The following is a 25386-nucleotide window of genomic DNA, read 5'->3' on the forward strand; positions in this document are numbered from 1 at the left end:
AGTGACGGCAACGGGGGCTACGCCACCGCTGTAGCAACAGTGACCGTGTCAGCGGTCAACGATGCACCCGTGACGGTGGGCGAGCTCAGCAGCACCGACGAAGACACGGGGCTGGTCTTCACCCAAGCCCAGTTGCTCGCCAACGACAGCGACGTGGACACAGCCACAGACGGCCAAGTGCTGACCATCACAGCCGTATCTGGAGCGACTCACGGCACGGTGAGTATGCTGGCCAGCGGAAATATTCAATTCATCCCCACTACCAACTACCACGGTCCTGCCAGCTTCACCTACACCGTGAGCGACGGCAACGGAGGCACCACCAACGCCAGCGTGAGCATCACTATTAACGCGGTCAACGACACGCCAGTGGTGCTGGGGGAGACGGTCAGCACCAGTGAAGACACCACGCTATGGTTCTATCCTGCCGATCTATTGACCAACGATACGGATGTGGACATTGCCACCGATGGCCAGGTTTTGAGCATTTCAGCGGTCGGCAACGCCACGCATGGCTCGGTGGCTTTTGTGACCCTGGCCGATGGGAGTCGGCGAATTGCATTTACGCCTGATGCAAATTATTCTGGGAGTGCGAGTTTTGAGTACGCCGTGAGTGATGGTGTTGGCGGAGTTGCAGTTGCGACCATGGTGGTCAACTTGAGTGCTGTCAACGACGCGCCAGATGCTGTGGCTGATTCGGTCAGTGCGACAGAAGATACGCTTTTGACGGTGACATCAACATCGCTACTAGACAATGACAGCGATGTGGACAACCTACATTCAGCTTTGCGCATTGTGGGTGTGAGTAACGCCACCCATGGCAGCGTGAGCTTGAGCGCAGATGGCAGTATCAGCTTTAGCCCCGATTTGAATTATTTTGGTTTGGCCACGTTCAATTACACCGTGAGCGACGGTGTGGGTGGTTTCAGCGTAGGTATAGCAACCGTCAACATTGCTCCCGTAAACGACAGCCCGGTTGCAGTTGGCGAGATCTACTCAGGTAACGAGGATGTAGTTGCAACATTTTCTGTGGCAAGCTTGCTGGACAATGACAGCGATGTAGATAACGCGCATTCGCAATTGAGCATTCTGTCGGTAGGTGGTGCAACCCACGGCAGCGTGAGCTTGGTCACCACCAATGGCAACACCAACGTCGTGTTCACGCCAGATCTCAACTTTTATGGCACAGCCAGTTTTACGTACACCATAAGCGATGGCGTGGGCGGTACTGCCACCGCCAGCATGAGTTTGAACTTCACTTCTGTGAACGATGCACCCGTGGTCAACAACGAGTTGTATGCAGGCAAGCGAAATGTGAGTTACAGCCTATTGGCATCGGCCTTGCTGACCAACGATACAGATGTAGAAACCCCTAGTAACTTAACTCTGGCAAGTGTAGGAAATGCCCAACATGGCTCGGTGAGTTTGGTAAATGGCAATATCTTGTTTGTGCCTGTTTCAGGCTACTCGGGCAGAGGTAGTTTTGACTATGTGGTGCGTGACGCCGATGGTGGGCAAACCACAGGAACAACACAGATTGATTTTTCTTATGTCAATGCCAATCCAACTGCAGTGGACGATAGTTTCAGTGGAACTGAGGACACATCGCTCAGCATCACCACGGCACAACTATTGGCCAACGACAGCGACACCGACAACGCTAGCAGTAGCTTGAGTGTTGCTAGTTTGGGGAGCGCCACCCACGGCACAGTCGCTTTTGACAGTCTTGGGAATGTACTTTTCACACCAGACTCTAATTTCAATGGTCAAGCTAGCTTTAGCTATCTAGTGGTAGACCCGGACGGAGGTTCAACTTGGGCAACTGCACATTTAAGTATTGCATCGGTGAACGATGCACCCATCATTGAAGATATTTGGTATGGGCGGCCGGTTTATGGGTATCAAGCAGTCCAACAAACTGTGAACGACAGCGAGGGCTCCTATACCTACACCGCGTACTCGACAGTTGATAGTCTTACAAAAGCAAACGCAATTCTTGCATCTGGCGGACAGCTCTATAAACCTCAAAAAGAACTATACAGCGATAGCGAAGGTAATGTCAATTCAATTTTAAAGTATTACGCTTATTCACCAACCTATTACCTGAACGGTAGTATGCGTCCTATTTCTTTCAATACTAACGATGCAACATTGGATAGCACCGAAGAAAATTCTTCGCAATATTTAGGTGACGATCTACAACGTCAAAACGGTGCTGTTGTTGCATACGATCCAGATGGAGACAGTAGCGCGTTAACTTTCACTCTCAGCAGTTCACCACAGCATGGACATGCTTGGGTAAATCAATATACCAATTCCAACGCCTCAGGTGGGCTGGACTATACCCAGGCAGGGCCCTATTCGGTGAGTGATAAAGGTGCCTGGCAGTACTACAGCAGCAAAGGGGATACCTATAGTGGAAGTGATTCATTCACCGTGCAGGTGACGGATGCGGGTGGTGCAAGTGTGAATGCAACTGTTGAGACAAATCATTCGAGTTGGCCTGTCAGCGGTGGTGGTGGCGGTGGTGGATGTCCTGTTGTTGTTGATCTAGATGGTGATGGCGTTGAGCTGATCTCAGCCGATGAATCTCAAATATTCGATGACGTCAATGGTGATGGATGGCAAGAGCGAATGGGGTGGGTGAGTTCGGATGATGGATTTTTAGCTTTGGATCGAAATGGTGACGGAGTGATTGACGGAATGAAAGATATTTCTTTTTCCCATGATCTTCCTGGCGCACACACAGATTTAGATGGATTGCGTTCACACGATACAAACGGTGATGGATTGATTTCTTGTAACGACACAGAGTGGGCTAAGTTTGGTATTTGGCAAGATGTAAACAGCAACGGAATTCAAGATGCCGGAGAGTTTCATTCACTTAAAGATTTAGGTGTTGCAAGCATTACTTTGAACAGTGATAACAACCTACGTTTGGATCAAGGTAACGTTGTTTTCGGAGAAACACAGGTGAATTTAACTTCAGGCAAAAGCTTGGTTGCGGTAGATGTCATGTTGGCTGGGCAAGGAGTTCCCTATCCCGCGCAGGTTCAAGAGGCGCTGCTTGAACAGCAAGCAGAAATCGTGAGAAAAGCACTTCTTTTTAACCAAGTTTGTAGCGCTGCGGTAGCTGAAAGTGAAGACAGACTCGGATTTGTAGATACGAATGATGCCTCTTGGCAATATCTATCGGATCATGGTGCCGATGGTCTATCAGATTCCAGAGTGGCATGTTGATCTATGCAGAAAAAAGGAATTTCAATTCGCTTTGCGTGTCTTGATGATTGGCCGAAGATCGTTAAGCTTGCAACGGCGATGCACGCTGAATCGCGTTTTTCCAAGCTAAAACTTGATGAACAGAAACTGCGAAATATTTTCTTAGAACAACTCAGTAGTCCTCGGGTTGCATGCTGTTTGTTAGCATACAAAAGTGACGGGATAGTTGTCGGCATGTTGGTTGGATTTGTTACTGAATTTTTTTTTACACGTCAACTTGTTGCACAAGACAGAGTTTTTTTCGTGTTGCCTGAGTATCGTGGAACTTCAGCCGCCGTTCGGTTGCTGACAGCATTTCGTAAGTGGGCTGAGAACCGGAATGTGCAAGAACTCAACATCAATATGAGTGTGGCCGTTGATATGCCGCGATTTGAGCGGTTTATGACGCATATGGGTTTCGCGAAATGCGGCACTAATTTTTTCTATCAAATGCGTTGACCAGTGCTCGGTTTGCGGGTTGGTAATTCAGGCCATTTAAAACGCTAATTTAAATTTGGATGAGCACATGTTGCATTCTTTGATATTGTGTCTTCCACATCCGCCTTCAGATTGATCCTATTCTTGATTTTTTGGATTGATCAAAGATGAAAGAATTAGAACTTCTCCAGCTCTATGGGCAGCTTCATCATCAGCATTTAGAGATTGATCAGCTGAAACATCAGTTTGCCAGTTATGACAAAGAGGGCCAGCCACGCGCTTTAGATGTGGGTGAGGTATTGAAAGCATTGCAAGCGCTAGAGTTTCAAGCAACTTTGAAACGTGGCAATTGGCAGTTGCTGCAAACGGCGGCTTTGCCCTCTTTGATGCCAACCCGTGATGGTGGTTTGATGTTGGTTGGAAAAATTGACACCAGTCATCCCGATGGTGCATTTGTGGTGCTTCAAAAGTCAGGGCAGAGCATGCCCAACCAAGTGACGCAGCAAGAATTCGATGAGTTGTTTGCGGGTGAATGGATCGAAGCCACGCCCAGCATGAAGCGCAGAAATGAAGACGCTGAAACGGACAGTGCATCAGAGCCTTTTGGTGTCGGATGGTTTTGGGCGTCTTTGAAAAAATACAAATCACTCATGGCGGAGGTGTTGATCGCCTCCTTGTTCGTGCAGATCATCGCCCTGGTGACACCCTTGATTTTTCAGGTGGTGATCGACAAAGTATTGACCAACCGAACGCTGTCAACGTTGGATGTGATGGTGATTGCTTTGTTGGGGGTGAGTATTTTTGAAGTGGTGCTGGGTGCCATGCGCCACTATTTGCTGAGCCATACCACCAACAGGGTTGATGTTGAACTGGGCAGCAAACTCTTCAAACACTTGTTGCACCTGCCCTTGTCGTATTTTGAAAGCCGGCGCAGTGGCGATACCGTGGCGCGGGTGCGTGAGCTCGACAACGCACGCAACTTCCTCACGGGTCAGGCACTAACAAGTTGGCTGGATTTGCTGTTTGTGATGGTTTATTTGGCTGTGATGTTTTATTACAGCGTGACACTGACCTTGGTGGTGATTGCCGCTTTACCCATATTTTTTGGTGCTTCCGCCTTGATCACACCGCTGTTGCGCAGAAAGTTAGAGGATAAGTTTTCACTGGGTGCTGACAACCAGGCCTATTTGGTGGAAACCGTGACATCGATGGAGACACTCAAGAGCCATGCGGTGGAGCCGCAATGGCAACGGGACTGGGACAACCGACTGTCGAGTTTTGTCCACACCTCGTTTGAAGGGGGCCACTTGGGCAGCGCCACCAACCAATTCATCAGCCTGACCAGCAAACTGTTGACCGTCGCCTTGCTGTGGCTGGGTGCGAGGCAGGTGATTGATGGTGACTTGACGGTGGGCGGACTGATTGCCTTCAATATGCTCAGCGGGCGAGTCAATGCACCCATTTTGAAATTGTCTTCGCTGTGGCAGGACTTCACGCAGATGAAGGTGAGCATCAAGCGATTGGGGGACATCATGAATGCCCCGCCTGAACCGACCTTCAAAGCCAATCGGTCGTCTCCGCCAGATGTACAAGGACGTGTGACGTTTGAACACGTCGGGTTTCGCTACAACCCAAAGTTGCCAGAAGTACTGAGTGACTTGAGCTTTGATGTGCAACCCGGAGAGGTGATTGGCATCGTGGGCGTGTCTGGCGCAGGTAAGACCACTTTGATGCGCTTGATTCAGCGCTTGTATACCCCTGAACGTGGGCGTATTTTGATCGACGGCACAGATTTGAACTTGGTGGACACCTCGTGGTTACGCCGGCAATTGGGTGTGGTGGGGCAAGACACGTTGCTGTTCAACCGCAGCGTGCGCGACAACATTGCCTTGGCCAACGCAGGCTTGAGCATGGAAGACATCACCCATGCGGCTGAGTTGTCTGGAGCCCATGCGTTTATTTTGCAATTGCCAGAAGGCTATGACACGGTCATTGGAGAACGCGGCAGCAAACTCAGTGGTGGGCAGCGCGCGCGGATCGCCATTGCGCGTGCACTCGCCAGGAATCCCAAGCTGCTGCTTTTGGACGAAGCCACCGCCTCACTGGACTACGAGAGTGAACGACTGATTCACGACAAGATGACTGCCATTTCCGAAGGTCGAACGGTGTTCATCGTTGCACACCGCTTGTCGACGTTGCGCTTGGCCGATCGGATTTTGGTGCTTGAGCAAGGTCGCTTGGTCGAAGCCGGCCACCACACCAGTTTGATGAAACAAGGTGGGCGTTACGCCGCTTTGTATCAAGCGCATCAGGTGCTAGAACTCGAAGGAGTGGGCGTATGACCGAAAAAATTGACACCTCAAAGACTTCTAATCTGTTCACGACCGCCGCATTGGCAATGCAGCTGCAACCTCCGGCGGTTGTGTTGCGCATGGTGTCGCTGGGTATTTGTGCCATGGTGGCCCTGAGCTTGTTATTTGCATGCTTTTCGACCATGGACATCGTGGTGTCTTCGCAAGGCCGAGTGATTCCTTCAGGCAAAAGCAAGGTGGTTCAACCCCTAGAACCTGGCTTGGTACGCGCAGTCTGGGTGAAAGATGGCCAAAGTGTTCGCGCCGGCGATGTCTTGGTGGAACTCGACCCAACTCAGACCGCGGCTGATCGAGAGCGTGTACAGCGCGAATTTTGGGAGGCCCAAGCCGATGTGTTGCGCAGCAAGGCACAACTTGAGGGTAATTCGCGATTCCCCGCGCCCAAGGGCATGCCAGCAGAAATTTTGGTCAATCAATGGGCCATGTTGGATGGGCGATTGTCTGAGCAGCGTGCCAAATTGGCGGCGTTGGATGCAGATTTGGTCAAGCGCCGGGCCGATGCAGATGCGATTCAAAGCAATATGGCGCAACTCAAGAACAGTTTGCCGCTGATTCAGCAAAAGTTTCAGATGCGTGATGAATTGTCCAAGACGGGTCACATTGCGCAGACCAGTGTGATCGATGCCAAGATTGAACTGATCAATGCAGAAAAAGAGTTGGCTGTGCAAGCCAATCGCTTGAGTGAATCTCAGGCCAACTACCAAGCTGCTTTTGAGCAGCGTTTGCAGGCCTTGGCTGAATTCAAATCGCGAACCAGCACCGAGTTGGTAGAAGCGGTGAAAAAGCGTGATGCTGCTGAACAAGAATTCATCAAAGCCAACCAACGGTTGTCGCAACAAACGCTGCGAGCACCGATTGACGGCGTTGTTCAGCAGTTGGCCGTGACCACCGTTGGCGGTGTGGTGACAGCGGCGCAACCTTTGTTGACCATCGTTCCTGAAAACACGCCACTTGAACTCGAGGCGCAAGTGATGAACCGCGACATCGGTCATTTGCGTGTGGGCCAGCGTGTCATCAACAAGGTGGAGACCTATGACTTCACACGTTATGGCTACATTGACGGTGAAGTGTTGTGGGTGGGGACCGATGCAGTTCAAGACACCAAGTTGGGATTGGTCTATCCCATTCGCATCAAGTTGGCTCAAACAGAAACACCGAATGCGGTGAATGGCCGCAAGGGGCAGGTCACGGCGGGCATGAATGTCACTGCCGATATCAGAACCGACGAACGCCGCATGATTGAGTACCTGCTGGCCCCCATGTTGCGTTACAAGCAGGAGGCCTTGCGTGAAAGATAAATTAGCAACGATTGCTTGTCTGATCAGCTTATGGGCTGGGGCGGGTTCTGTGAGCGCCCAATCTTTGATGGATGTGTATCAACAAGCCAGAGCACAAGACAGCCAATATGGCGCAGCACGCAGTGCGCTTGAGGCAGCACTCGAAAAGCTGCCCCAAGCACGTGCAGGCTTATTGCCTGCTGCGAGCGTGTCGGCGAATAAAAACCTTCAAATAGGGGATGGCGCTTTTTCTGGTGATGCTTATTCTGGTGTGCCCTCTGTGTCGCGTGAGATTCGCTCGTGGAATTGGACGGCGCAGTTGGTGCAACCCGTGTTTCGCTTGAGCAATTGGTTGGCGTATGTCCAAGCAGATGCGCAAGTGGCACAGGCCAAAGAGCAATTCACGTTGGCTGAACAGGATTTGGTCGTGCGCTCAGCGCAAGTTTATTTTGATGTCCAGGTGGCAATGCAAAGCGTGCAGGTGGCAGAGGCGCAGCTTCAGGCCATCAATGAACAGCTCACCTTGGCGCAACGTACGTTTGAAGTAGGAATGGGGACCATCACCGATGTGCACGAGGCCAAAGCCAAACAAGCGTTGAATTTGGCGCAACGTGTCTCGGCCTTGAATGACCTGACAGCCAAGCAAGCTGAGCTTGAGAAACTGATCGGAAACTATGTTTCTTTGCCGCCTATTCAGTTGGCCAAGAGCTTGCCCGCCTTAGAGCCAACCCGTGTCGATGATTGGTTGGCTTTGGCGATGACGCACAACCCTCAAATTCGCATTCAGCAAGCGGCTTTGCTGGTGGCAGAAAAAGAGGTGGCCAAGACCATGTCCGCGCATGCGCCAACCCTTGATGTTGTGTCCAACCGCGCGGCCAGTTACAACTCCGGATCGTTGAGCACGCCTGCAGATTTGGCGACACGGGTCAATTCCCATCAAACGGGTTTGCAACTCACCGTTCCTTTGTTTTCTGGCGGTGCTACCCAATCTAAAGTGCGGGAGGCCGTGGCGCTTGAACAGAAGGCCAAGGACGATTTGACAGGGGCACAGCGCAGTGCGAGCAGCTTGGTCAGACAAACGTTTGCCGGCGTGTTGAACGGTCAAGCACAAGTAGACGCGCTAGAGGCCGCTGTTGAGGCCAGTCAAAACTCAGTGGAATCCAACAAAATCGGTTTCAAGATTGGCACCCGGATCAACCCAGATGTGCTCAATGCCGAGCAACAGCTTTACACCACGCTGCGGGATTTGAGCAAAGCGCGAGTGGACGCCGTGATGCAGGGTTTGAAGCTCAAAGCCACCGCAGGTTCTTTGAGTGCAGACGATTTGCAGTTGATTGAACGCTTGATGATTCCTGCTGCCAATGCGACGCACGTCGCGAAATCCAATGGAAGGGATTTTTAGACATGGAATCGACAAATGAAGTTGTAGCCAGCAGCGATTTGACGCGTTATGCCAAACAGCAAGCCCAACGGGTGATGGACAAAATTCCGTTGTTGGGCGCAGTGAGCTGGTTGATGATGCAACAAAGCGCAACCCGGCATACGCTGTTGAGTGAACTCGAGTGGCGCGTGATGCCGCCCTTGATACTCGACCAGGCCAAGTTGTTTCTTCGAGAGAACGCGCCAGTCGCCTATGTGTCTTGGGCGCTTTTGTCTGATGAGGTGGCCACGCGCTACCAAGCCGCACCCCATCACCTCGTAGGCGGTGACTGGCAATCCGGCGATCAAATTTGGTTGATCGATTTGTGCGCACCCTTTGGCGGTGCGCAAGAAGTGATGAAAGACCTGCGCGAGTCGGTATTTCCGGGCCGCGCAATAAACCAACTCGGCTTTGGAGAAAATGCGCAAATCAAAACGCAGGTCTGGCCTGCGTTTCACTCAAGCTAAGCCCTTGCCTCAGTCGTTCTTCTGATCGTTCGTCAAACTCAAGAAGTCGCCGTCGGTTCCCAGCGACAACAAGCCGGTGTGTGCATAGATGCCCAGCTTGGCGCGGGTGTCCACGATGTCGAGGTTGCGCATGGTCAACTGACCAATGCGGTCCAGTGGGGTGAAAGCGCCTTCGACCTTTTCCATGCTCAAGCGCTCGGGCTTGTAGGTGAGGTTGGGGCTTTCGGTGTTGAGCAAGCTGTAGTCGTTGCCACGTCGCAGTTCAAGGGTCACTTCACCTGTGACCGCACGTGCCACCCAACGCTGTGCGGTTTCGCGCAGCATGATGGCTTGGGGGTCGAACCAACGGCCTTGGTACAACAAACGGCCCAAGCGCAAACCGTTGATGCGGTATTGCTCGATGGTGTCTTCGTTGTGAATGCCGGTGACCAAGCGCTCGTAGGCAATGTGCAGCAAGGCCATGCCGGGGGCCTCGTAAATGCCGCGGCTCTTGGCTTCGATGATGCGGTTTTCAATTTGGTCGCTCATGCCCAAGCCGTGGCGTCCACCGATTTCGTTGGCTTTCAAAAACAGTTCCACCGGTGACGCGAAGGTCTGGCCGTTGAGGGCCACAGGTTGGCCTTCTTCAAATCGCACGCTCACCTGCTCGGCTTTGACGTCGCAGTCTTCGCGCCAGAAGGGGACCCCCATGATGGGGTTGACGATTTTGATGCCACTGTTGAGGTGCTCAAGGTCTTTGGCTTCGTGGGTGGCGCCCAGCATGTTGCTGTCGGTCGAGTAGGCCTTTTCGGCGCTCATCTTGTAGCCAAAGCCGTTGGCGGTCATGAAAGCGCTCATTTCAGCGCGGCCACCCAGTTCGTCGATGAACAGTTGGTCCAGCCACGGCTTGTAAATGCGCAGGCTGGGGTTGGTCAACAAGCCGTAGCGGTAGAAGCGCTCAATGTCGTTGCCTTTGTAGGTGGAGCCATCGCCCCAGATGTTGACGTCGTCTTCTTTCATGGCCGACACCAGCATGGTGCCGGTCACAGCGCGACCCAATGGGGTGGTGTTGAAGTAGGTGATGCCGCCGGTGCTGATGTGGAACGCGCCGCATTGGATGGCTGCAATGCCTTCGTGGGCCAGTTGCGTGCGGCAGTCGATCAGGCGCGCTTTTTCGGCGCCGTATTCCATGGCTTTGCGTGGAATTTCGTTGTAGTCGGACTCGTCGGGTTGACCCAGGTTGGCGGTGTAGGCATAGGGCAGGGCGCCTTTTTGCTTCATCCACAGCAAGGCGGCGCTGGTGTCCAAACCGCCAGAAAAGGCGATGCCGACTTTTTGCCCTTTGGGCAAGTTTTGAAGAATGGTGCTCATGGGGTTCCGATCAGCGGTCGATCAACCGAAGTGGCAGATGTAGTGGTAGGGCTCGGTGACGCGGATGTCAAATTTCGAGTTGCCTGGAATGCTGAATTGCTCGCCAGCGCTGGACTTGACCCAATCGTGGCTGCCGTCAAGTTTGTATTCGCAAAAACCAGCCACGCATTCCATGATCTCAGGCACGCCCGTGTTGAAGGTCAGGGTGGCGGGCAAGATGACGCCCACCGACAGCTTGGTGCCGTTGCTCAGGGTCAGGGCATGGCTCACGCACTTGCCGTCAAAGAACACATTGGCTTTGGTGGTGACGCTGACGCTGTCGATTTTTTCAGTGGTCATGGTGCTGGGGGTATGAAAGATACAAAACCGTTGATTTTAAAGGACGGCCCAAAGGACGCCGGTAGGCGCGTGAGGGGCAAAGAAAAAGCCGCTGTGAAGCGGCTTGTGTGAAGGGCAGAAGAGCCCGGTATCAATAGCGGGGTGCCGATCCGGGTGGGGGCACGTTGCCGTAATTTTGCGAGGGAGATGGCGCCATGGGCGTGATTTGCAGGCGCACGGTAGGGCCTGGGTCGCTGGGCATTTGCACGGTGTACTGCTTGCCCGCAAATTCATAAACCACGTTGTAGGCCATGGTGCGGTTTTCGTAAAACATTTGCTGGGTGCAGGTTTGCACATTGCGCACTTCAGGGGGTGCATTGCCTTCCACCTTGTCACCCAAGATGGCGCCGCCAAACAGGCCCAGCATGGTGGCTGCTGCACGGCCAGAGCCTTGGCCCATGCTGTTGCCAATGGCGCCACCTGCAATGGCACCCATGGCGGCACCCGCGCCGGATTTTTGACCTGGCGAGACCACTTGCTCGTTGTTGCAGACCTGACGGGGCACGGCCACTTGTTGGATGATGGGCGTGCTGGAGATGACGCGGCCCACTTCTTGGGCTTGGACGCTGAAACTGGCAGCGCTCAAGACGGCCAACAGGCTGCCCAGCAGTGCGGTGTGTGTGTTCATTTTTTTCATAAGTTGTCCCTTGGTTTGTGACATGGCGCGAAGTTTAGTCTTTGCTTGTGGCGTATCTGTAAAGCAAAGGTAAAACTTCAGCCTAGAACGCTTTGCCATGCCTGCGGGTTGACGCCCACGATCACTTGGCCCTTGAGCACGCACACCGGGCGCTTGATGACGCTGGCATGGTCCAGCATGACTTGGCGTGCGCTTGGGCTGTCGTTCACGCTGGCTTGCAGGGCAGGGTCGAGTTTGCGCCAGGTGGTGCCTTTGCGATTGAGCAGCGTTTCCCAGCCCACTTGCGCGAGCCAAGCGTCAAGTGCTTCGGGCGGAACGCCTTGCTTTTTGAAGTCGTGGAAGGTGTAGTCTGCGCCACGCTCAGTCAGCCACACGCGGGCTTTTTTGACGCTGTCGCAGTTGGGAATGCCGTAAACGGTGAGTGAGGTAGAGGTCATGGGGGGCAATGATGCCGCAAAGCTGAATGGCCCAAACCGTGGGCGACAATTCGCCGCATGAATTCATTGGACCATTGGCTCGAACACTGCGAGCGCTTGCACCCCCACAACATCGAGATGGGCTTGGACCGTGTGCGCACGGTGGTCGAGCGCATGGCCTTGCACTTTGACTGCCCGGTGATCACCGTGGCGGGGACCAACGGCAAGGGCTCGACCTGCGCCATGTTGGAGGCGTGTTTGTTGCAGGCGGGCTATCGAACAGGGGTCTACACCTCGCCGCACTTGGTGCATTTTCAGGAGCGTTGCCGTGTGCACGGCGAGACGGTGGAACCCGCCGCGTTGTTGCCCCACTTTGAGCGGGTCGAACAGGCGCGACAGGGCGCAGCGCCAGAGGAGGCGGTGTCCTTGACGTATTTCGAGTTCACCACCTTGGCCATTTTGAGCCTGATGGCGGCGTCCAACTTGGAGGTCGCCATTTTGGAGGTGGGCTTGGGCGGACGCCTAGACGCCGTGAACGTGATCGACGCAGATTGCGCGGTCATCACCAGCATCGACCTGGACCACATGGACTGGCTGGGAACCGACCGCGAGAGCATTGGCCGCGAGAAGGCGGGCATCATGCGCACAGGTCGCCCCGTGATCGTCAGCGACCCCGTGCCGCCCCAAAGCGTGTTGGACCACGGCTTGGAAATTGGCGCCGATGTGTGGACGTTTGGGCGCGACTTCAATTTCACGGGTGACAAGCAGCAGTGGGGCTGGGCCGGTCGGGGCCGACGCTACAGCGGCTTGGCTTATCCGGCCTTGCGTGGTGCCAATCAGTTGGTCAATGCCAGCGGTGTGTTGGCTGCGCTGGAGGCGTTGCGCAGCCGCATTCCGGTCACGGCGCAAGCGGTGCGCAATGGCCTGGCAATGGTGGAGTTGCCAGGGCGATTTCAAATCGTGCCGGGGCAGCCAGCTTTGGTGCTGGATGTGGCCCACAACCCCCATGCCGTGGCCGCTTTGACCGAAAACCTCGACGCCATGGGTTACTACCCGACCACGCATGCCGTGTTTGGCGCCATGGCCGACAAAGATGTGGCCCCCATGCTGGCGCGTGTCGGGCCTTTGGTTGATCGCTGGTATTTCTGCGATTTGCCGACCCCACGGGCCGCCACCGCCGAGCAACTTCGGTCGTCATGGCAGACAGTCAATACAGGGGATGCAGTGAAAGCGGGTACTTACATGGACCCGCTTTCAGCCCTCAATGCCGCAGTGGCTGCGGCAGACCCCGCTGATAGAATTGTGGTCTTCGGATCGTTCTTCACGGTCGGGGGTGTATTAAAGAACGGAACTCCCCGTTTAGATGCCCCACATTTGAGTTCTTGAGACCCTGTTCATGGCATTTTTCAAGTTTCGATTGCCCGGTAAAACCGAAGGCGACGCCCAGGGCAACTTCAGCAACGCACCGGCCCAAAGCGTGGACGTTTTGCGCCGCCGCGCACGCCACCGCTTGATTGGCGCCTCGGTGTTGGTGCTGCTGGCCGTGATTGGTTTCCCAGTGCTGTTTGACACCCAACCCAGGCCCGTGTCGGTCGATATCGCGGTAGACATTCCAGAACGCGCCAACAGCAAGTCTCAGGCTGCAGCACCGGCGCCTACCAAGCAGGCGCCTTTGGCAACAAACACCGGCCTAGATCCCAAAGAAGAGGTGGTGGCTGCGGTCAAAGACCCCAAGCCACTGCCCAAGCCCCCTGTTGTGGTGGCCGAGGCCAAACCTGACGCCAAACCTGAGCCCAAAGCCGAAACCAAGCCTGAGGCCAAAGCCGAGGCCTCACCGGCCAAGCCTGCAGCTTCAGACAGCAAAGACAACGCGCCGCGTTTTGTGGTCCAGGTCGGCGCTTTTTCTGACGAAGGCAAAGCACGCGACGTGCGAAGCAAACTTGAAAAAGCAGGTTTCAAAACCTACACCCATGTGGCCGACACCAAAGAGGGCAAGCGCACGCGTGTGCGTGTGGGGCCTTTTGCCAGCCGTGATGAGGCCGACAAAGCCGCCAGCAAGATCAAGCAGTTGCAAATGCAGCCTGCTGTGCTGAGTTTGTGATTTGCCCATGTTGAACCTTTCGGCCGTGGACTGGATTCTGCTGGCCGTCTTGGCGCTTTCTTTGTTGATCGGCTTGTGGCGGGGCTTGGTCAAAGAAGTGTTGTCGTTGACCGGATGGGTGGCTGCTTTTTACGTCTCTCAAATGTATGCGCCCGCCGCTGCAGCTTGGTTGCCCATGTCGGGCAGTAGCCAAATGCTGCGCTATGCCGCCGGGTTTGTGTCGGTCTTTGTGGCGGTGCTCATTGCCACGGTGTTGGTGAGCTGGATGGTCAAGGCCTTGGTGTCTGCGGTGGGCCTGGGCCCATTGGACCGCCTGCTGGGCAGTGTGTTTGGTGTGTTGCGTGGATTGGTGCTGTTGTTGGCTGTCACGGTGGTGGTGGGCATGACCCCGCTGCGCGACTCCCAAGCTTGGCGCCAGGCGCAAGGCGCGCAGTGGCTTGAGCTTTTGCTGCATACGTTGAAGCCGGTGTTACCGGTGGAATTTGGTAAGTTTTTACCCTGAATGTGGGCCTGAAATATGTGTGGAATCGTCGGCGTTGTCAGCAACGCACCTGTGAACCAGTTGATCTATGACGCCTTGTTGCTGCTGCAGCACCGAGGCCAAGATGCCGCTGGCATCGTCACCCAGCTGGACCGTAAATTTTTCATGCACAAAGCCAAGGGCATGGTGCGTGATGTGTTCCGCACCCGCAACATGCGCGCCTTGCCGGGCAACAACGGCTTGGGCCAAGTGCGTTATCCCACGGCAGGCAATGCCTACAGCGAGGAAGAGGCGCAGCCGTTTTACGTCAACGCGCCGTTTGGTTTGGTGCTGGTGCACAACGGCAACTTGACCAATGCCCACGCCCTCAAGGCCGAGCTCTTTTCTGAAGACCACCGACACATCAACACCGAGAGCGATTCAGAGGTCTTGCTCAACGTGCTGGCGCATGAGCTGGAAAAAACCACGCGCGGTCTGCCCTTAGCACCCAGCGACGTGTTTGAGGCCGTGCGTCGCGTGCACCGGCGCGTCAAAGGCTCTTACGCCGTGATCGCTTTGATCTCAGGCCATGGCGTGTTGGCGTTTCGTGACCCCTATGGCATTCGCCCTTTGTGCTTTGGCCGTGGCAAAGACGGCACGGTCATGGTGGCCAGCGAGTCGGTGGCGTTAGAGGGCACGGGCCATCCCCTGGAGCGCGACTTGGCGCCGGGTGAGGCCATGTTCATCTCGGACGATGGGCAAACCCACTTCCGTCAATGTGCCGATGCGCCGCAACTCAAGCCTTGTATTTTTGAGTTCGTGTACTTGGCCCGTCCCGACTCCACCTTGGACGGGATCTCGGTGTACCAAGCACGTTTGAACTTGGGCGAAACCTTGGCCAAGCGCGTGATCTCGACCGTGCCGCCCACTGACATTGACGTAATCATTCCGATCCCAGAGTCCAGCCGTCCCAGCGCCACGCAGCTGGCGCATTTGCTGGGTGTGCCCTACCGCGAGGGTTTTGTGAAAAACCGTTACGTGGGCCGCACTTTCATCATGCCGGGTCAGGGTGTGCGCAAAAAGTCTGTGCGTCAAAAACTCAACGTGATCGCCAGCGAATTCAAAGGCCGCAACGTGTTGTTGGTGGACGACTCGATCGTGCGTGGCACCACCAGCCGCGAAATTGTGCAAATGGCACGCGATGCTGGGGCCCGCAAGGTCTACCTGGCCAGTGCTGCGCCACCGGTGCGCTTTCCCAACGTCTATGGCATCGACATGCCCACCCCCGAAGAGCTGGTGGCCCACAACCGCACCATCGATGAAGTGCGTGAACTGATTGGCTGCGATGCTTTGATTTACCAAGACGTCGACGCCATGAAGCAAGCCGTCCTCAGCGCCGCAGCCGTGGGCGCCCCCCCACTCGATGGTTTTGATGCCTCTTGTTTTGACGGTGTGTACGTCACGGGAGACATCTCGTCGCAAGACATCGTGCGCTTGAATGAAAAACGTGTGGGCCAAGAAGAGGGCGCCGAAGACAATTCGCGCCTGGCTTTGCCCAACGCCTCGGAGTGACCCCATGAGCCAACATCCATTGCCCGACAACTTACACCTCGACACTTTGGCCGTGCGCACGGCCGTAGACCGCAGCCAATACGGAGAAAACTCCGAAGCCCTGTACCTGACCAGCGGTTACGTGCAGCCCTCTGCCGAGGCCTCTGCACGCCGCTTTGCTGGCGAAGAAGACGGCTACACCTATGGCCGCTCGGGCAACCCCACCGTCAGCAGCTTTGAAATGCGCTTGGCCGCACTGGAGGGCAGCGAGGCGGCACTGGCCACCGCATCGGGCATGTCGTCGATCATGCTGATGCTTTTTAGCTTGCTCAAAGCCGGTGACCATGTGCTGTATTCGCAGTCCATGTTTGGCTCCACCATCAAGCTCATTGGCTCTGAATTCGCACGCTTTGGCGTCGAGTCCACCATCGTGCCGCAAACCGATTTGGCCGCATGGAAGGCGGCCATTCGCCCCAACACCAAGATATTGTTTGCCGAGACGCCCACCAACCCTTTGACCGAGGTGTGCGACATCGCCGCCTTGGCCGATTTGGCCCACAACGCTGGCGCTTTGTTGGCTGTGGACAACTGCTTTGCCACGCCCATCTTGCAGCGCCCCATGGGCATGGGCTCAGACATCGTCATGCACTCGGGCACCAAATATTTGGATGGCCAAGGCCGCGTCATGGCGGGTGCTTTGTGCGCCAGCGAAAAACTGATCACTGAGAAGTTCCTGCCCGTCATCAAAAACAGCGGCATGGTGTTGTCACCCTTCAACGCATGGGTGGTTCTCAAAGGCTTGGAAACGCTCGATATCCGCATGCGTGCGCAAAGCGCGCGCGCCCATGAATTGGCGCTGTGGTTGGAACAACACCCCCAGGTGGCGCGCGTGTACTACCCAGGTTTGACCAGTCACCCGCAACACGACTTGGCGATGAAGCAAATGTCCGGCTTGGGCGGCGCTGTGTTGTCGTTCGATGTCAAAGCCCCAGACCCCCAAACCGCTCGCACGCAGGCCTTCCATGTGCTCGACAGCTTGCGCGTGCTTTCGTTGTGCACCAACCTGGGCGACACCAAAACCTTGCTGACGCACCCTGCCAGCACATCGCACGGCAAACTCTCAGAAGACCAGCGTCAAGCCGCAGGCATTGGCCAAGGGCTGATTCGCGTGGCCGTGGGCTTGGAGCACATCGACGACTTGAAGGCCGATTTGCTGCGCGGCCTCGACACCCTTTAATTTTCGTTCACGCATGACCAAAACCCGCACCCGCTTTGCCCCCTCTCCCACGGGCTTTATCCACCTGGGCAATATCCGCTCGGCCCTCTACCCCTGGGCGTTTGCACGTGCTACGGGCGGCGACTTCATTTTGCGCATCGAAGACACCGACTTGGAGCGGTCCACCCAAGCGTCGGTCGACGTCATCATCGAAGGCATGGCTTGGTTGGGTCTGGGCCACGACGAAGGCCCGTTCTACCAAATGCAACGCATGGACCGCTACAAAGCAGTGTTGGCGCAGTTGCAGGCCGCTGGTCAGGTCTACCCTTGTTACATGAGCGTGGCTGAGCTCGACGCTTTGCGCGAGCGCCAAATGGCGAACAAAGAAAAGCCGCGCTACGACGGTACCTGGCGCCCGGAAGCAGGCAAAACCTTGCCTCCTGTGCCCGCAGGTGTGCAGCCTGTGCTGCGCTTCAAGAACCCGCAAGGCGGGGTGGTGGCGTGGGACGACAAAGTCAAAGGCCGCATCGAAATCAGCAACGACGAGTTGGACGACTTGGTCATTGCGCGCCCCGATGGCACGCCCACATACAACTTTTGCGTGGTGGTCGATGACATCGACATGGCCATCACCCATGTGATCCGCGGTGACGACCACGTCAACAACACCCCGCGCCAAATCAACATCTTCAAAGCCTTGGGCCAAGAGCCACCGGTCTATGCCCACTTGCCCACCGTGCTCAACGAGCAGGGCGAGAAGATGAGCAAACGCAGCGGCGCCAAAGCCGTCACCCAATACCGCGAAGAAGGCTACTTGCCCGACGCCATGGTCAACTACCTGGCTCGCTTGGGCTGGAGCCACGGTGACGACGAAATTTTCAGCCGCGCCCAATTCTTGGAATGGTTCAACCTGGACCACCTGGGGCGCAGCGCTGCACAGTTTGACGAAGCCAAATTGCGCTGGGTCAACGCCCAGCACCTCAAAGCCACGGCCGACGAAACGCTGGCCCCCTTGGTGCAAGCGCAACTGGCCAAGCGCCACATCAGCACCGATGCGCGCTTGCCCGCCTTGTGCGGCTTGCTCAAAGACCGCTGCGACACCACGGTGGCCCTGGCCGATTGGGTGGCTGCTTTTTATGGCGATGTATCGCCCAAAGTCGAAGACTTGGCGCAACACATCACGCCCGCCGTTGAACCGGCCTTGGTCATGCTGGCTGACAAATTAGCCGCTTGCACCTGGAGCAAAGACGCCATCGCAGCCGTCATCAAAGAGGTGTTGGCCGCCACAGGCTTGAAGATGCCTCAACTGGCCATGCCCGTGCGGGTGCTGGTCATGGGGACCCCACAAACACCGTCCTTGGACGCGGTGCTGGCCCTGTGCACCCGTGAAAAAGTTTTGGACAGGTTGGGCAAGCGCTGAAAAAGTTGGTTATACTCTTAGTCTCGACACCCGATGGGGGTATAGCTCAGATGGGAGAGCGCTTGCATGGCATGCAAGAGGTCAGCGGTTCGATCCCGCTTACCTCCACCAAACAGGACGTCGAGTTGGTTTAGTCCACAGGTTATGACCCTATCGTCTAGAGGCCTAGGACATCACCCTTTCACGGTGAGTACCGGGGTTCGAATCCCCGTAGGGTCGCCAAGTTTTGCAGCACTTGGCTTTGGTGCCACAAGCACTGAAGCAAACGTTGCAACCACGCGGAGTGGTAGTTCAGTTGGTTAGAATACCGGCCTGTCACGCCGGGGGTCGCGGGTTCGAGTCCCGTCCACTCCGCCAAAACGTTAAAACCCTTGTAAGTCTTTGATTTACAAGGGTTTTTTACTTTCAGGGTTTTGTCGTTTACCACATGTTTTTACCACATGCGCCTCAAAACTATACGACTACTTAATAATTAATTAATTTAAATATTTATTTTTTAGTGTGAGGTTGCTTTCTCCTCCAGTCCCGATACCTTCCACCTCCTCAGAAACACCCAGGAGGAACCCATGAAGAAAGTCGCAATCTACGCACGAGTCTCAACAGACAAGCAGACCTGCGAGAACCAACTGATTGAACTACGTGCAGTCGCAGAGAGAAGTGGTTACGTGGTCGTCACTGAGTTCGTTGATGAAGGCATTTCAGGTACCAAAGGTCGTGCAGACCGTCCAGCACTCAACGCAATGATGAAGGCATCAACTCAACGCAAGTTCGACATGGTGATGTGCTGGTCGATTGACAGACTTGGTCGAAGTCTTCAAAACCTTGTTGAACTGCTAAATGAATTGCAGTCGTTGAAAGTGGACTTGATGTTCTTGCAACAAGGTCTGGACACTTCATCGCACTCAGGTCGGATGATGTTCAGCATCTTTGGTGCGTTGGCAGAGTTTGAACGCAATCTGATACGTGAACGAGTTGTTGCAGGTCAGAATCGTGCGAAGGCAAGAGGAGTGAAGTTGGGACGACCAACAAAGATGAATGATGGTCTCCGGTCTGCGATTCAACTTCTGCGAGAGAAGGGCATGGGCATCAAACAGATTGCGAAAGAAGTTGGTGTCGGCGTGGGTACGGTCTACACGGCAATCAATGCGACATGAGAGTCGGTTACTTAATCGCAAGCATTCGATATACGGATGCTTTACTCACTTTGAATTCAGTCATCAAATCTGCGATTGCTATCCCTTGACTGCGTTTAAATTTCATTGAAGTCACTTGCTCATCGGTCAATGAAAATTTGCGACCAAACTTTATTCCCTTGCGTTTGGCAAGTGCGATGCCTTGCAATTGACGGTCTTTGCGCAGGTCGTTTTCGAACGTTGCAATTGCCCCAAGCATCGTGAATAGAAGCATCCCTGTCGGTGTGGATGTGTCAATCTGTTGATCCAAGACGACTAACTTTACGTTTTTATCTTCCAGACGTTGCATGATGTTCAACAGGTCACGAGTTGAACGTGCGAGACGGTCGAGTTTCGTGATGACCAAAGAATCACCATCACGCAAATAGTCTAGACACAGTTGCAGTTGTTCGCGGTCGTCGGTACGTGCTGACTGTTTCTCTTGAAATATGCGGTCGCAGTAGTTCAACTTTTCCTGTTGCACTTGTAGTGACTGACCGTAGGACGAAACCCTTGCGTAACCGATGAATGCCATCTCATAACCTTATGAACATTTTGAGGCGGGATGGTGAGACATAAAAAGAATCATTGCAAGCGTTGGTATTCACTTATTTTTTGCATGTCTCATAAAGTAAACATTTTCATAAGATGTCAATATCAGATGAGAGTATACGTAGGCATACTCATTATGAGTATTAATTAATTATAAATTCAACTAAAAAGAGCGAGACCGAAGGATTCTCATAGGGTTTACAAAATGAAAATTTAAACAAAACATGAGAGAAATGTAGTTATGAATAAAGTGGCAGTAATCTCAATGGGTATAGGTTTATTAATGTCGCCATATGTTGGTTTTAAATTTCAACAAGCGATGGGAGCAGAAAAATTAAATAACCTAATGACAGACTATGGTGGAGGAAGTTTTAAAACTTCTATCAAGATTTTTTTTAAGAAATTATGGTGGGGATCATTATGTTTTATTTCAATGGGACTAATCATTTTCGGATATACCACTTGGAATGACAGTCAAAGTAAAGATGAAGATAATTCAACTAATCAAAGTCAAATACCTATTACTACGCCTTCCATAACTCCAGAGATTCGTGCAGAAAGTGCTACCTCTGAAGAAAAGGAAGTAAAAAAATCAACGGATATCGATAATGAAAAAAAATATGATGGTGATGACCCAATAGTTCGCGCACGACTTGGGTTACCTCCAAAAGAAAAATCAGAATGATTAAATAGAAATCTACGAAATTTCTATTCTCTTATTCATGTATAAGACAGATAAGTAACTTATTACAGTGTTCTGTTTGTGTGGTAATAATGCACACTCTAAGATTAAAAAACAATATATAGAGGGCAACGTGAAATTCAAAAAGAAATAAGTCAAATTCCGAAGTACTCCCCTGATGACTTTCCGAGTATCAATGGGAAGATAGCAATTTCAAGAAAAGTTACTGATAATGAATTGATAATCTTATGATTAAGATTTATTATTAATTATCATTACTTCACCACTGCCCTTGCCGATGAACTTATCAATCTCGGCAAGGGCATTTTTCTTTGAGTCCTTGTCTGCAGGATTGACCACGACATAAAGCAAGTCCTGTGGTCGTGCCTTCTGTATCGAGTCACGGATTCTGTTCTTGTCCAAGTTCTGACTCATATCGCACATACCTCATCAAGAACCGCAGTGGCACCTGATTGTTCAATCTGGTTGAGGAACTTCTGCAATGCAATGCGTGAGATAGTCGTCTTGTTGATTCTGGTCTGTTTTGCAACACGGTCAAGTTCATCAAACATCTCTGCGGTGAGACGCATTGGGAACTGACGGTAAGGTGATAGTTGGTTCATTTTTTAGATTCCTTTTCATGGTCAAAGACTAAGACATGACTGAGTGCCATGTACTGCGATGCAACGGCGAAGTTAGTAACTGTTCGCTGGGTTGCATGAGGTATTTATATGAACTGCAATCTACAGGCAGTGATTGATCCCTGACAAATAAAATATTGCCATCATGGACAAATAATTTACTTAAACGTAAACTTAAGAAATTGCTCAACGCCATCAGAATTTAAGGGGTTCGGATGGTAGAGATTGAAGACGAATTGACAACCTCGTCTTTGATAAATTTACGGTGTGTAAAGATTTCTAAATCAAACTAAAGAGAGAAACAGAAGTGAAAAAAAATTGCATTGGTTTTCTAATCGCTGTCTGTCAGTTCTTACCCTCGTCATATGCTCAATCTGATGATGGTACTCTCATAGGCATGGGAGTAGGAATGATGAGTTGCGGTAAATACGTTGACTACTACAACAAAAATAATAATCAACAGTTGATGTTATTTGTCACTTGGATCTGGGGATACATGGTTGCTTATCAGAACCGAGGGAATTTCACATCTAAGGCATTCGTTCCTAAGGAAGGTCGTTTACAAAATGTTCCTGATGAAGAAACCGTGAAACTGTATGTTAAAAATTACTGTGAACGAAAACCCACTGACTATTTAATTTCTGCTGCAGACGCACTTATTCTCCAGTACGGTGGCGCAATAAGTTACAAATCAAGACTTACACAATAAACATCAGGCATAGAAAAAGACCTGCACTTGGCAGGTCTTGGTTTACTTACTGAACACTCGCATCGACAGACAGAGAGTCATGTGTGACATCGGTGCGACTTTTTTTGTTCTTCCTAGGTACACGCAGGGTAGTTCGTTCTTTGCGTGGTTGTCGTGCAGACAGTGCAACCTTGATGTGGTCAATGGACAAATCGTTCTCTCTCGCAATGGTCACAATCTGTTTCAGTGAGTCGCCATGCATCTGTTGGATCTGTTCAGACTCTTGTTTCTGAAGTGACTGAATCAGTTTACGCAGTTGGGTCAGGGAAGAAGTCGTTTCTTTCACGTTTGCACCTCAATAGTGGGTAGTTGATGAGGTGGCGGATGGTATTGATTTAGGTCGGAATGGCAAGGGTACGGCAGGAAAAAATTTAGATTTTCAAACTCGGACCTCAGAAAATAAATTTCGTGAAAAAAGAGTTTGATGGTGGACTAACTTTTCTCACTTGCAGAGGGTGGACAAAATTTTCAGCAGTCCTAGAATTGCACTATGCATCTGGAGAGAACTATGCCTGACTACACCGAAGACGATCTGATTGAATCACTGCTAGATCAGAAATACACCAAAGACGGCAAGTCTGTTGAGATTGAAATCTATCGGATGCCAGACACGGCATGGAACGTCCAAGTGGTGGACACTTTTGGCAACTCTACAGTCTGGGATGATGAGTTCGAATCTGACACGGAAGCATTGCAGTTCGTGCTTGCAGAGATTGAACGAGACGGCATAGATGAATTCATTGGTCCACCTGGTAGCAGGGTCACACACTAAGAAACATTTTCTCCTTTGTGAGGTGGTCGGATCATGATGGAAATGGGATGCTAAGTACGATCCGGTAATGCTTGTAGTATGTACACCTACCCTAGGAGATTTAAATGCGCAAACTTTCTTATTTAATTTTCTTTGTTTTGCTCTCAGGTTGTGTGAGTAATCAATCATTAACTCTTTTGTCACAACCATCTGGTGCGTACATCACTGAATTGGGGACTGGCAAAGTCTATGGAGTTGCGCCTTTAGTTGTCCAATATGACGGCAAAGCAATGACTGCTCACAAAGACGCCTCAGGTTGCTACTTAGTCAAAGGTTTTGAAGCGAAATGGGTTAGTGGTGCAACATCTTCATCTCCTCCAACAATACGACTTTGTGCGAGCAGTACAAACGCATACAACTATCAATTTAGCAGAGACGCAAATACTCCAGGTCTTGAAAAAGATTTAGATTTCGCTATGAGACAAAGTGCTGTAAGAGCACAGCAGCAACAAGCAAAAGCGATTCAAGATGCTGCAGCAATACAAGCATGGAGTGCCTTTCAAGCAATGCAACCTAAACCAGCACCAATACCAGCACCGATTTCATGTAATTCATATGCTATCGGTAATTCAGTTCAAACAAACTGTAGGTAATTTTGTAAATCATCAACTTCCTGAACTCTTGCAAACAGTCACAAAAGCATCTGGAAAGCGTTACTGGACGTAGACCCGTTTGGCAGACTTTCTGAACCCTTCACTTGTTAGATTTTGACTCATAGTCGCATCTCATTGTCAGCGTGGTCCATGCGTTGCGTTTCATTCATTCGCAGGATGAAATAGGTGACGGCACTGGTCACGAACTGGGAGTTGGACACGTTCATACGTGTAGAAAGTCCCACGAAGTCGTCATAAAGTTCGACTGGAATTCTTATGGTCATCTCTTTATAGGTGCCAAACTGCATCGGTTTAGTCATAGGTTCATCTCCATCAAGGTAATAAACTAACAGTCACACACAAAACGTCAGTGTGACAACGGGGCGATGTAACTGGTTCATCGCTTGGCGGAGTATTTATGGACGGAATGGACATAAAATTTATGAACATTGACCAAAAGGAACTCGTTATGAAGAAAATTGCACTTTTAAGTTTTGCGCTACTTTCCGGATGTGCTGCAAATTTTGCAAGTGATGATATAGACGTTTTATCGTCCAATCGAAACACCGTAACTATCCTTGGTCATGGGGCGCAGCGAGTTTTAGCAGTTGCTGATGAAAATTGCCAGAAATACGGTAAATCTGCAAGATTGGTTCGTCAATGGGGTGGCACCCGAATCGAAAGAAGCAACTGGCAATTTGATTGCATCTAAAAGATAGAAATAAAAAATCTACCTTGGACCTGGTGGGTCTTGCTTTAATCTTATTCGCTTCGCTCATAAGATGGAAGTTACTGGTTGGTTTAGGTTATGGTGCTTATGAATTTGGTTGGTAAGGTAAATCTGAAAGCGGAACACCTTTATTTATAAGAGTGGCATCTTCAGATTTACGCTTATTAGTGGCAAACATGTCACCGAAGTTACAAGTTTGCCATTTGACACAGTTTCATTGACTTAGTTTTGAAAACTGTCCATTTCCTTTCGAAATTTCTCATTGGACTCGTACTCTTCTGCATTCTCTTGATAGAACGAACCAAAAATATATTCACGTAATGTGCAAGTTTCATCCAGTGAGTCAGGATTAGAAACTTTTATTGTTGTGTTCAATGTTGGTTCCATAAAAATTTCTAAGCGATCATATCTTTGGGGATTTTTCGCATACTCAAAAATGAATCTGGTCAAACAATATTTCGTCATAAATGGGTGTCGAATCCGTCGTATTTCTTTATTGTCAAACACGGACAACATATATCGGTTTTTTAGATGAGACTGTGTATTTGTATTAGTCATAATATTCCTAAAGTAAAGTAATTGCATTTGTAACTCATGCGGTCGATGAGAAATTCATCAACTATGTTTATGGTACGAAATCCTGCATCCTGAGCAATAGGTCGGATGCATGTCTGCCGAAATCTCTACTTATATGTA

General features: G+C 51.8%; 25 protein-coding genes and 3 tRNA genes. 21 read left to right on the forward strand and 7 right to left on the reverse strand.

Features of this window, described 5'->3' with window-relative positions; translation table 11 throughout:
- The first annotated feature begins 39 nt into the window (after positions 1 to 39).
- The 6 genes from ACKWJN_RS06625 (at position 40) to ACKWJN_RS06650 (ending at position 9232) form a co-directional block, all read left to right on the forward strand.
- A complete protein-coding gene (locus ACKWJN_RS06625) occupies positions 40 to 3240 on the forward strand; it encodes a tandem-95 repeat protein (RefSeq protein ID WP_408595623.1) in 3201 nt (1066 codons plus the stop codon).
- A gap of 3 nt (positions 3241 to 3243) precedes the next feature.
- Complete coding sequence (locus ACKWJN_RS06630) at positions 3244 to 3717, forward strand: N-acetyltransferase family protein (RefSeq protein ID WP_408595562.1); 474 nt, start codon at positions 3244 to 3246, stop codon at positions 3715 to 3717.
- Positions 3718 to 3863: 146 nt separating this feature from the next.
- On the forward strand, positions 3864 to 6038 hold the full coding sequence (locus ACKWJN_RS06635) for a type I secretion system permease/ATPase (protein WP_408595563.1): 2175 nt from the start codon (positions 3864 to 3866) through the stop codon (positions 6036 to 6038).
- Complete coding sequence (locus tag ACKWJN_RS06640; RefSeq protein ID WP_408595564.1) at positions 6035 to 7366, forward strand: HlyD family type I secretion periplasmic adaptor subunit; 1332 nt, start codon at positions 6035 to 6037, stop codon at positions 7364 to 7366. Before ACKWJN_RS06635 ends, ACKWJN_RS06640 begins: the two co-directional genes overlap by 4 nt.
- Before the next feature lie 49 nt (positions 7367 to 7415).
- Positions 7416 to 8747, forward strand: coding sequence for a TolC family outer membrane protein (locus ACKWJN_RS06645; protein ID WP_408595565.1), 1332 nt, complete (start codon positions 7416 to 7418; stop codon positions 8745 to 8747).
- 2 nt (positions 8748 to 8749) lie between these two features.
- Positions 8750 to 9232: a toxin-activating lysine-acyltransferase gene (locus ACKWJN_RS06650; protein WP_408595566.1), complete on the forward strand. Its 483-nt coding sequence runs from the start codon at positions 8750 to 8752 to the stop codon at positions 9230 to 9232.
- A 9-nt stretch (positions 9233 to 9241) separates the two neighbouring features.
- Here ACKWJN_RS06650 and argG read toward each other — a convergent pair whose 3' ends face one another.
- The 4 genes from argG to ACKWJN_RS06670 form a co-directional block, all read right to left on the reverse strand.
- Positions 9242 to 10582 (reverse strand): argininosuccinate synthase, encoded by a 1341-nt coding sequence (gene argG / locus ACKWJN_RS06655; protein WP_408595567.1) that lies wholly within the window; start codon positions 10580 to 10582, stop codon positions 9242 to 9244.
- Between the two features lie 21 nt (positions 10583 to 10603).
- On the reverse strand, positions 10604 to 10921 hold the full coding sequence (locus ACKWJN_RS06660) for a pyrimidine/purine nucleoside phosphorylase (protein WP_408595568.1): 318 nt from the start codon (positions 10919 to 10921) through the stop codon (positions 10604 to 10606).
- Positions 10922 to 11051: 130 nt separating this feature from the next.
- Complete coding sequence (locus ACKWJN_RS06665) at positions 11052 to 11597, reverse strand: glycine zipper 2TM domain-containing protein (protein WP_408595569.1); 546 nt, start codon at positions 11595 to 11597, stop codon at positions 11052 to 11054.
- Between the two features lie 77 nt (positions 11598 to 11674).
- Positions 11675 to 12034 carry an ArsC family reductase gene (locus ACKWJN_RS06670; RefSeq protein WP_408595570.1) on the reverse strand — a complete coding sequence of 120 codons (360 nt, stop codon included), beginning with the start codon at positions 12032 to 12034 and terminating at the stop codon, positions 11675 to 11677.
- A gap of 57 nt (positions 12035 to 12091) precedes the next feature.
- On the opposite strand from ACKWJN_RS06670, the gene folC reads away from it, so the two are divergent.
- The 10 genes from folC to ACKWJN_RS06720 all read left to right on the forward strand — a co-directional run bounded on the left by folC (position 12092) and on the right by ACKWJN_RS06720 (position 19915).
- A complete protein-coding gene (gene folC, locus ACKWJN_RS06675; RefSeq protein WP_408595571.1) occupies positions 12092 to 13399 on the forward strand; it encodes a bifunctional tetrahydrofolate synthase/dihydrofolate synthase in 1308 nt (435 codons plus the stop codon).
- A 10-nt stretch (positions 13400 to 13409) separates the two neighbouring features.
- A complete protein-coding gene (locus tag ACKWJN_RS06680) occupies positions 13410 to 14114 on the forward strand; it encodes an SPOR domain-containing protein (RefSeq protein WP_408595572.1) in 705 nt (234 codons plus the stop codon).
- Between the two features lie 7 nt (positions 14115 to 14121).
- Positions 14122 to 14616: a CvpA family protein gene (locus ACKWJN_RS06685; RefSeq protein WP_408595573.1), complete on the forward strand. Its 495-nt coding sequence runs from the start codon at positions 14122 to 14124 to the stop codon at positions 14614 to 14616.
- Positions 14617 to 14631: 15 nt separating this feature from the next.
- Positions 14632 to 16146 carry an amidophosphoribosyltransferase gene (gene purF / locus ACKWJN_RS06690; protein ID WP_408595574.1) on the forward strand — a complete coding sequence of 505 codons (1515 nt, stop codon included), beginning with the start codon at positions 14632 to 14634 and terminating at the stop codon, positions 16144 to 16146.
- A 4-nt stretch (positions 16147 to 16150) separates the two neighbouring features.
- On the forward strand, positions 16151 to 17362 hold the full coding sequence (locus ACKWJN_RS06695) for an O-succinylhomoserine sulfhydrylase (protein WP_408595575.1): 1212 nt from the start codon (positions 16151 to 16153) through the stop codon (positions 17360 to 17362).
- A gap of 13 nt (positions 17363 to 17375) precedes the next feature.
- Positions 17376 to 18761, forward strand: a complete 1386-nt coding sequence (gene gltX, locus ACKWJN_RS06700) for a glutamate--tRNA ligase (RefSeq protein WP_408595576.1) — start codon at positions 17376 to 17378, stop codon at positions 18759 to 18761.
- Positions 18762 to 18796: 35 nt separating this feature from the next.
- Positions 18797 to 18872 (forward strand) — tRNA-Ala (locus tag ACKWJN_RS06705).
- 35 nt (positions 18873 to 18907) lie between these two features.
- A tRNA-Glu gene (locus ACKWJN_RS06710) sits at positions 18908 to 18983 on the forward strand.
- Positions 18984 to 19041: 58 nt separating this feature from the next.
- Positions 19042 to 19118 (forward strand) — tRNA-Asp (locus tag ACKWJN_RS06715).
- A gap of 209 nt (positions 19119 to 19327) precedes the next feature.
- Entirely contained in the window at positions 19328 to 19915 is a 588-nt protein-coding gene (locus ACKWJN_RS06720) for a recombinase family protein (RefSeq protein WP_408595577.1), read from the forward strand.
- Between the two features lie 7 nt (positions 19916 to 19922).
- Here ACKWJN_RS06720 and ACKWJN_RS06725 read toward each other — a convergent pair whose 3' ends face one another.
- Complete coding sequence (locus ACKWJN_RS06725; protein ID WP_408595578.1) at positions 19923 to 20468, reverse strand: recombinase family protein; 546 nt, start codon at positions 20466 to 20468, stop codon at positions 19923 to 19925.
- Positions 20469 to 20726: 258 nt separating this feature from the next.
- On the opposite strand from ACKWJN_RS06725, the gene ACKWJN_RS06730 reads away from it, so the two are divergent.
- On the forward strand, positions 20727 to 21170 hold the full coding sequence (locus ACKWJN_RS06730) for a hypothetical protein (RefSeq protein ID WP_408595579.1): 444 nt from the start codon (positions 20727 to 20729) through the stop codon (positions 21168 to 21170).
- Between the two features lie 428 nt (positions 21171 to 21598).
- Here the strand turns inward: ACKWJN_RS06730 and ACKWJN_RS06735 are convergent, their stop codons facing one another.
- Positions 21599 to 21790, reverse strand: coding sequence for a hypothetical protein (locus ACKWJN_RS06735; RefSeq protein ID WP_408595580.1), 192 nt, complete (start codon positions 21788 to 21790; stop codon positions 21599 to 21601).
- Between the two features lie 325 nt (positions 21791 to 22115).
- Here ACKWJN_RS06735 and ACKWJN_RS06740 point away from each other — a divergent pair, with 325 nt between their 5' ends.
- From ACKWJN_RS06740 to ACKWJN_RS06750, 3 genes are all read left to right on the forward strand, one after another.
- A complete protein-coding gene (locus tag ACKWJN_RS06740; protein ID WP_408595581.1) occupies positions 22116 to 22517 on the forward strand; it encodes a hypothetical protein in 402 nt (133 codons plus the stop codon).
- A gap of 547 nt (positions 22518 to 23064) precedes the next feature.
- Entirely contained in the window at positions 23065 to 23328 is a 264-nt protein-coding gene (locus tag ACKWJN_RS06745) for a hypothetical protein (RefSeq protein WP_408595582.1), read from the forward strand.
- Between the two features lie 104 nt (positions 23329 to 23432).
- Entirely contained in the window at positions 23433 to 23960 is a 528-nt protein-coding gene (locus tag ACKWJN_RS06750) for a hypothetical protein (RefSeq protein WP_408595583.1), read from the forward strand.
- A 119-nt stretch (positions 23961 to 24079) separates the two neighbouring features.
- On the opposite strand, the gene ACKWJN_RS06755 is transcribed toward ACKWJN_RS06750, so the two are convergent.
- Positions 24080 to 24280, reverse strand: coding sequence for a hypothetical protein (locus ACKWJN_RS06755; RefSeq protein ID WP_408595584.1), 201 nt, complete (start codon positions 24278 to 24280; stop codon positions 24080 to 24082).
- Positions 24281 to 24378: 98 nt separating this feature from the next.
- Between ACKWJN_RS06755 and ACKWJN_RS06760 the strand changes: the two genes are divergently transcribed.
- Entirely contained in the window at positions 24379 to 24672 is a 294-nt protein-coding gene (locus ACKWJN_RS06760) for a hypothetical protein (protein WP_408595585.1), read from the forward strand.
- The last annotated feature ends 714 nt before the right edge of the window (positions 24673 to 25386 follow it).

It is taken from the genome of Limnohabitans sp., from assembly GCF_046052825.1.
Lineage (GTDB): Bacteria > Pseudomonadota > Gammaproteobacteria > Burkholderiales > Burkholderiaceae_C > Limnohabitans.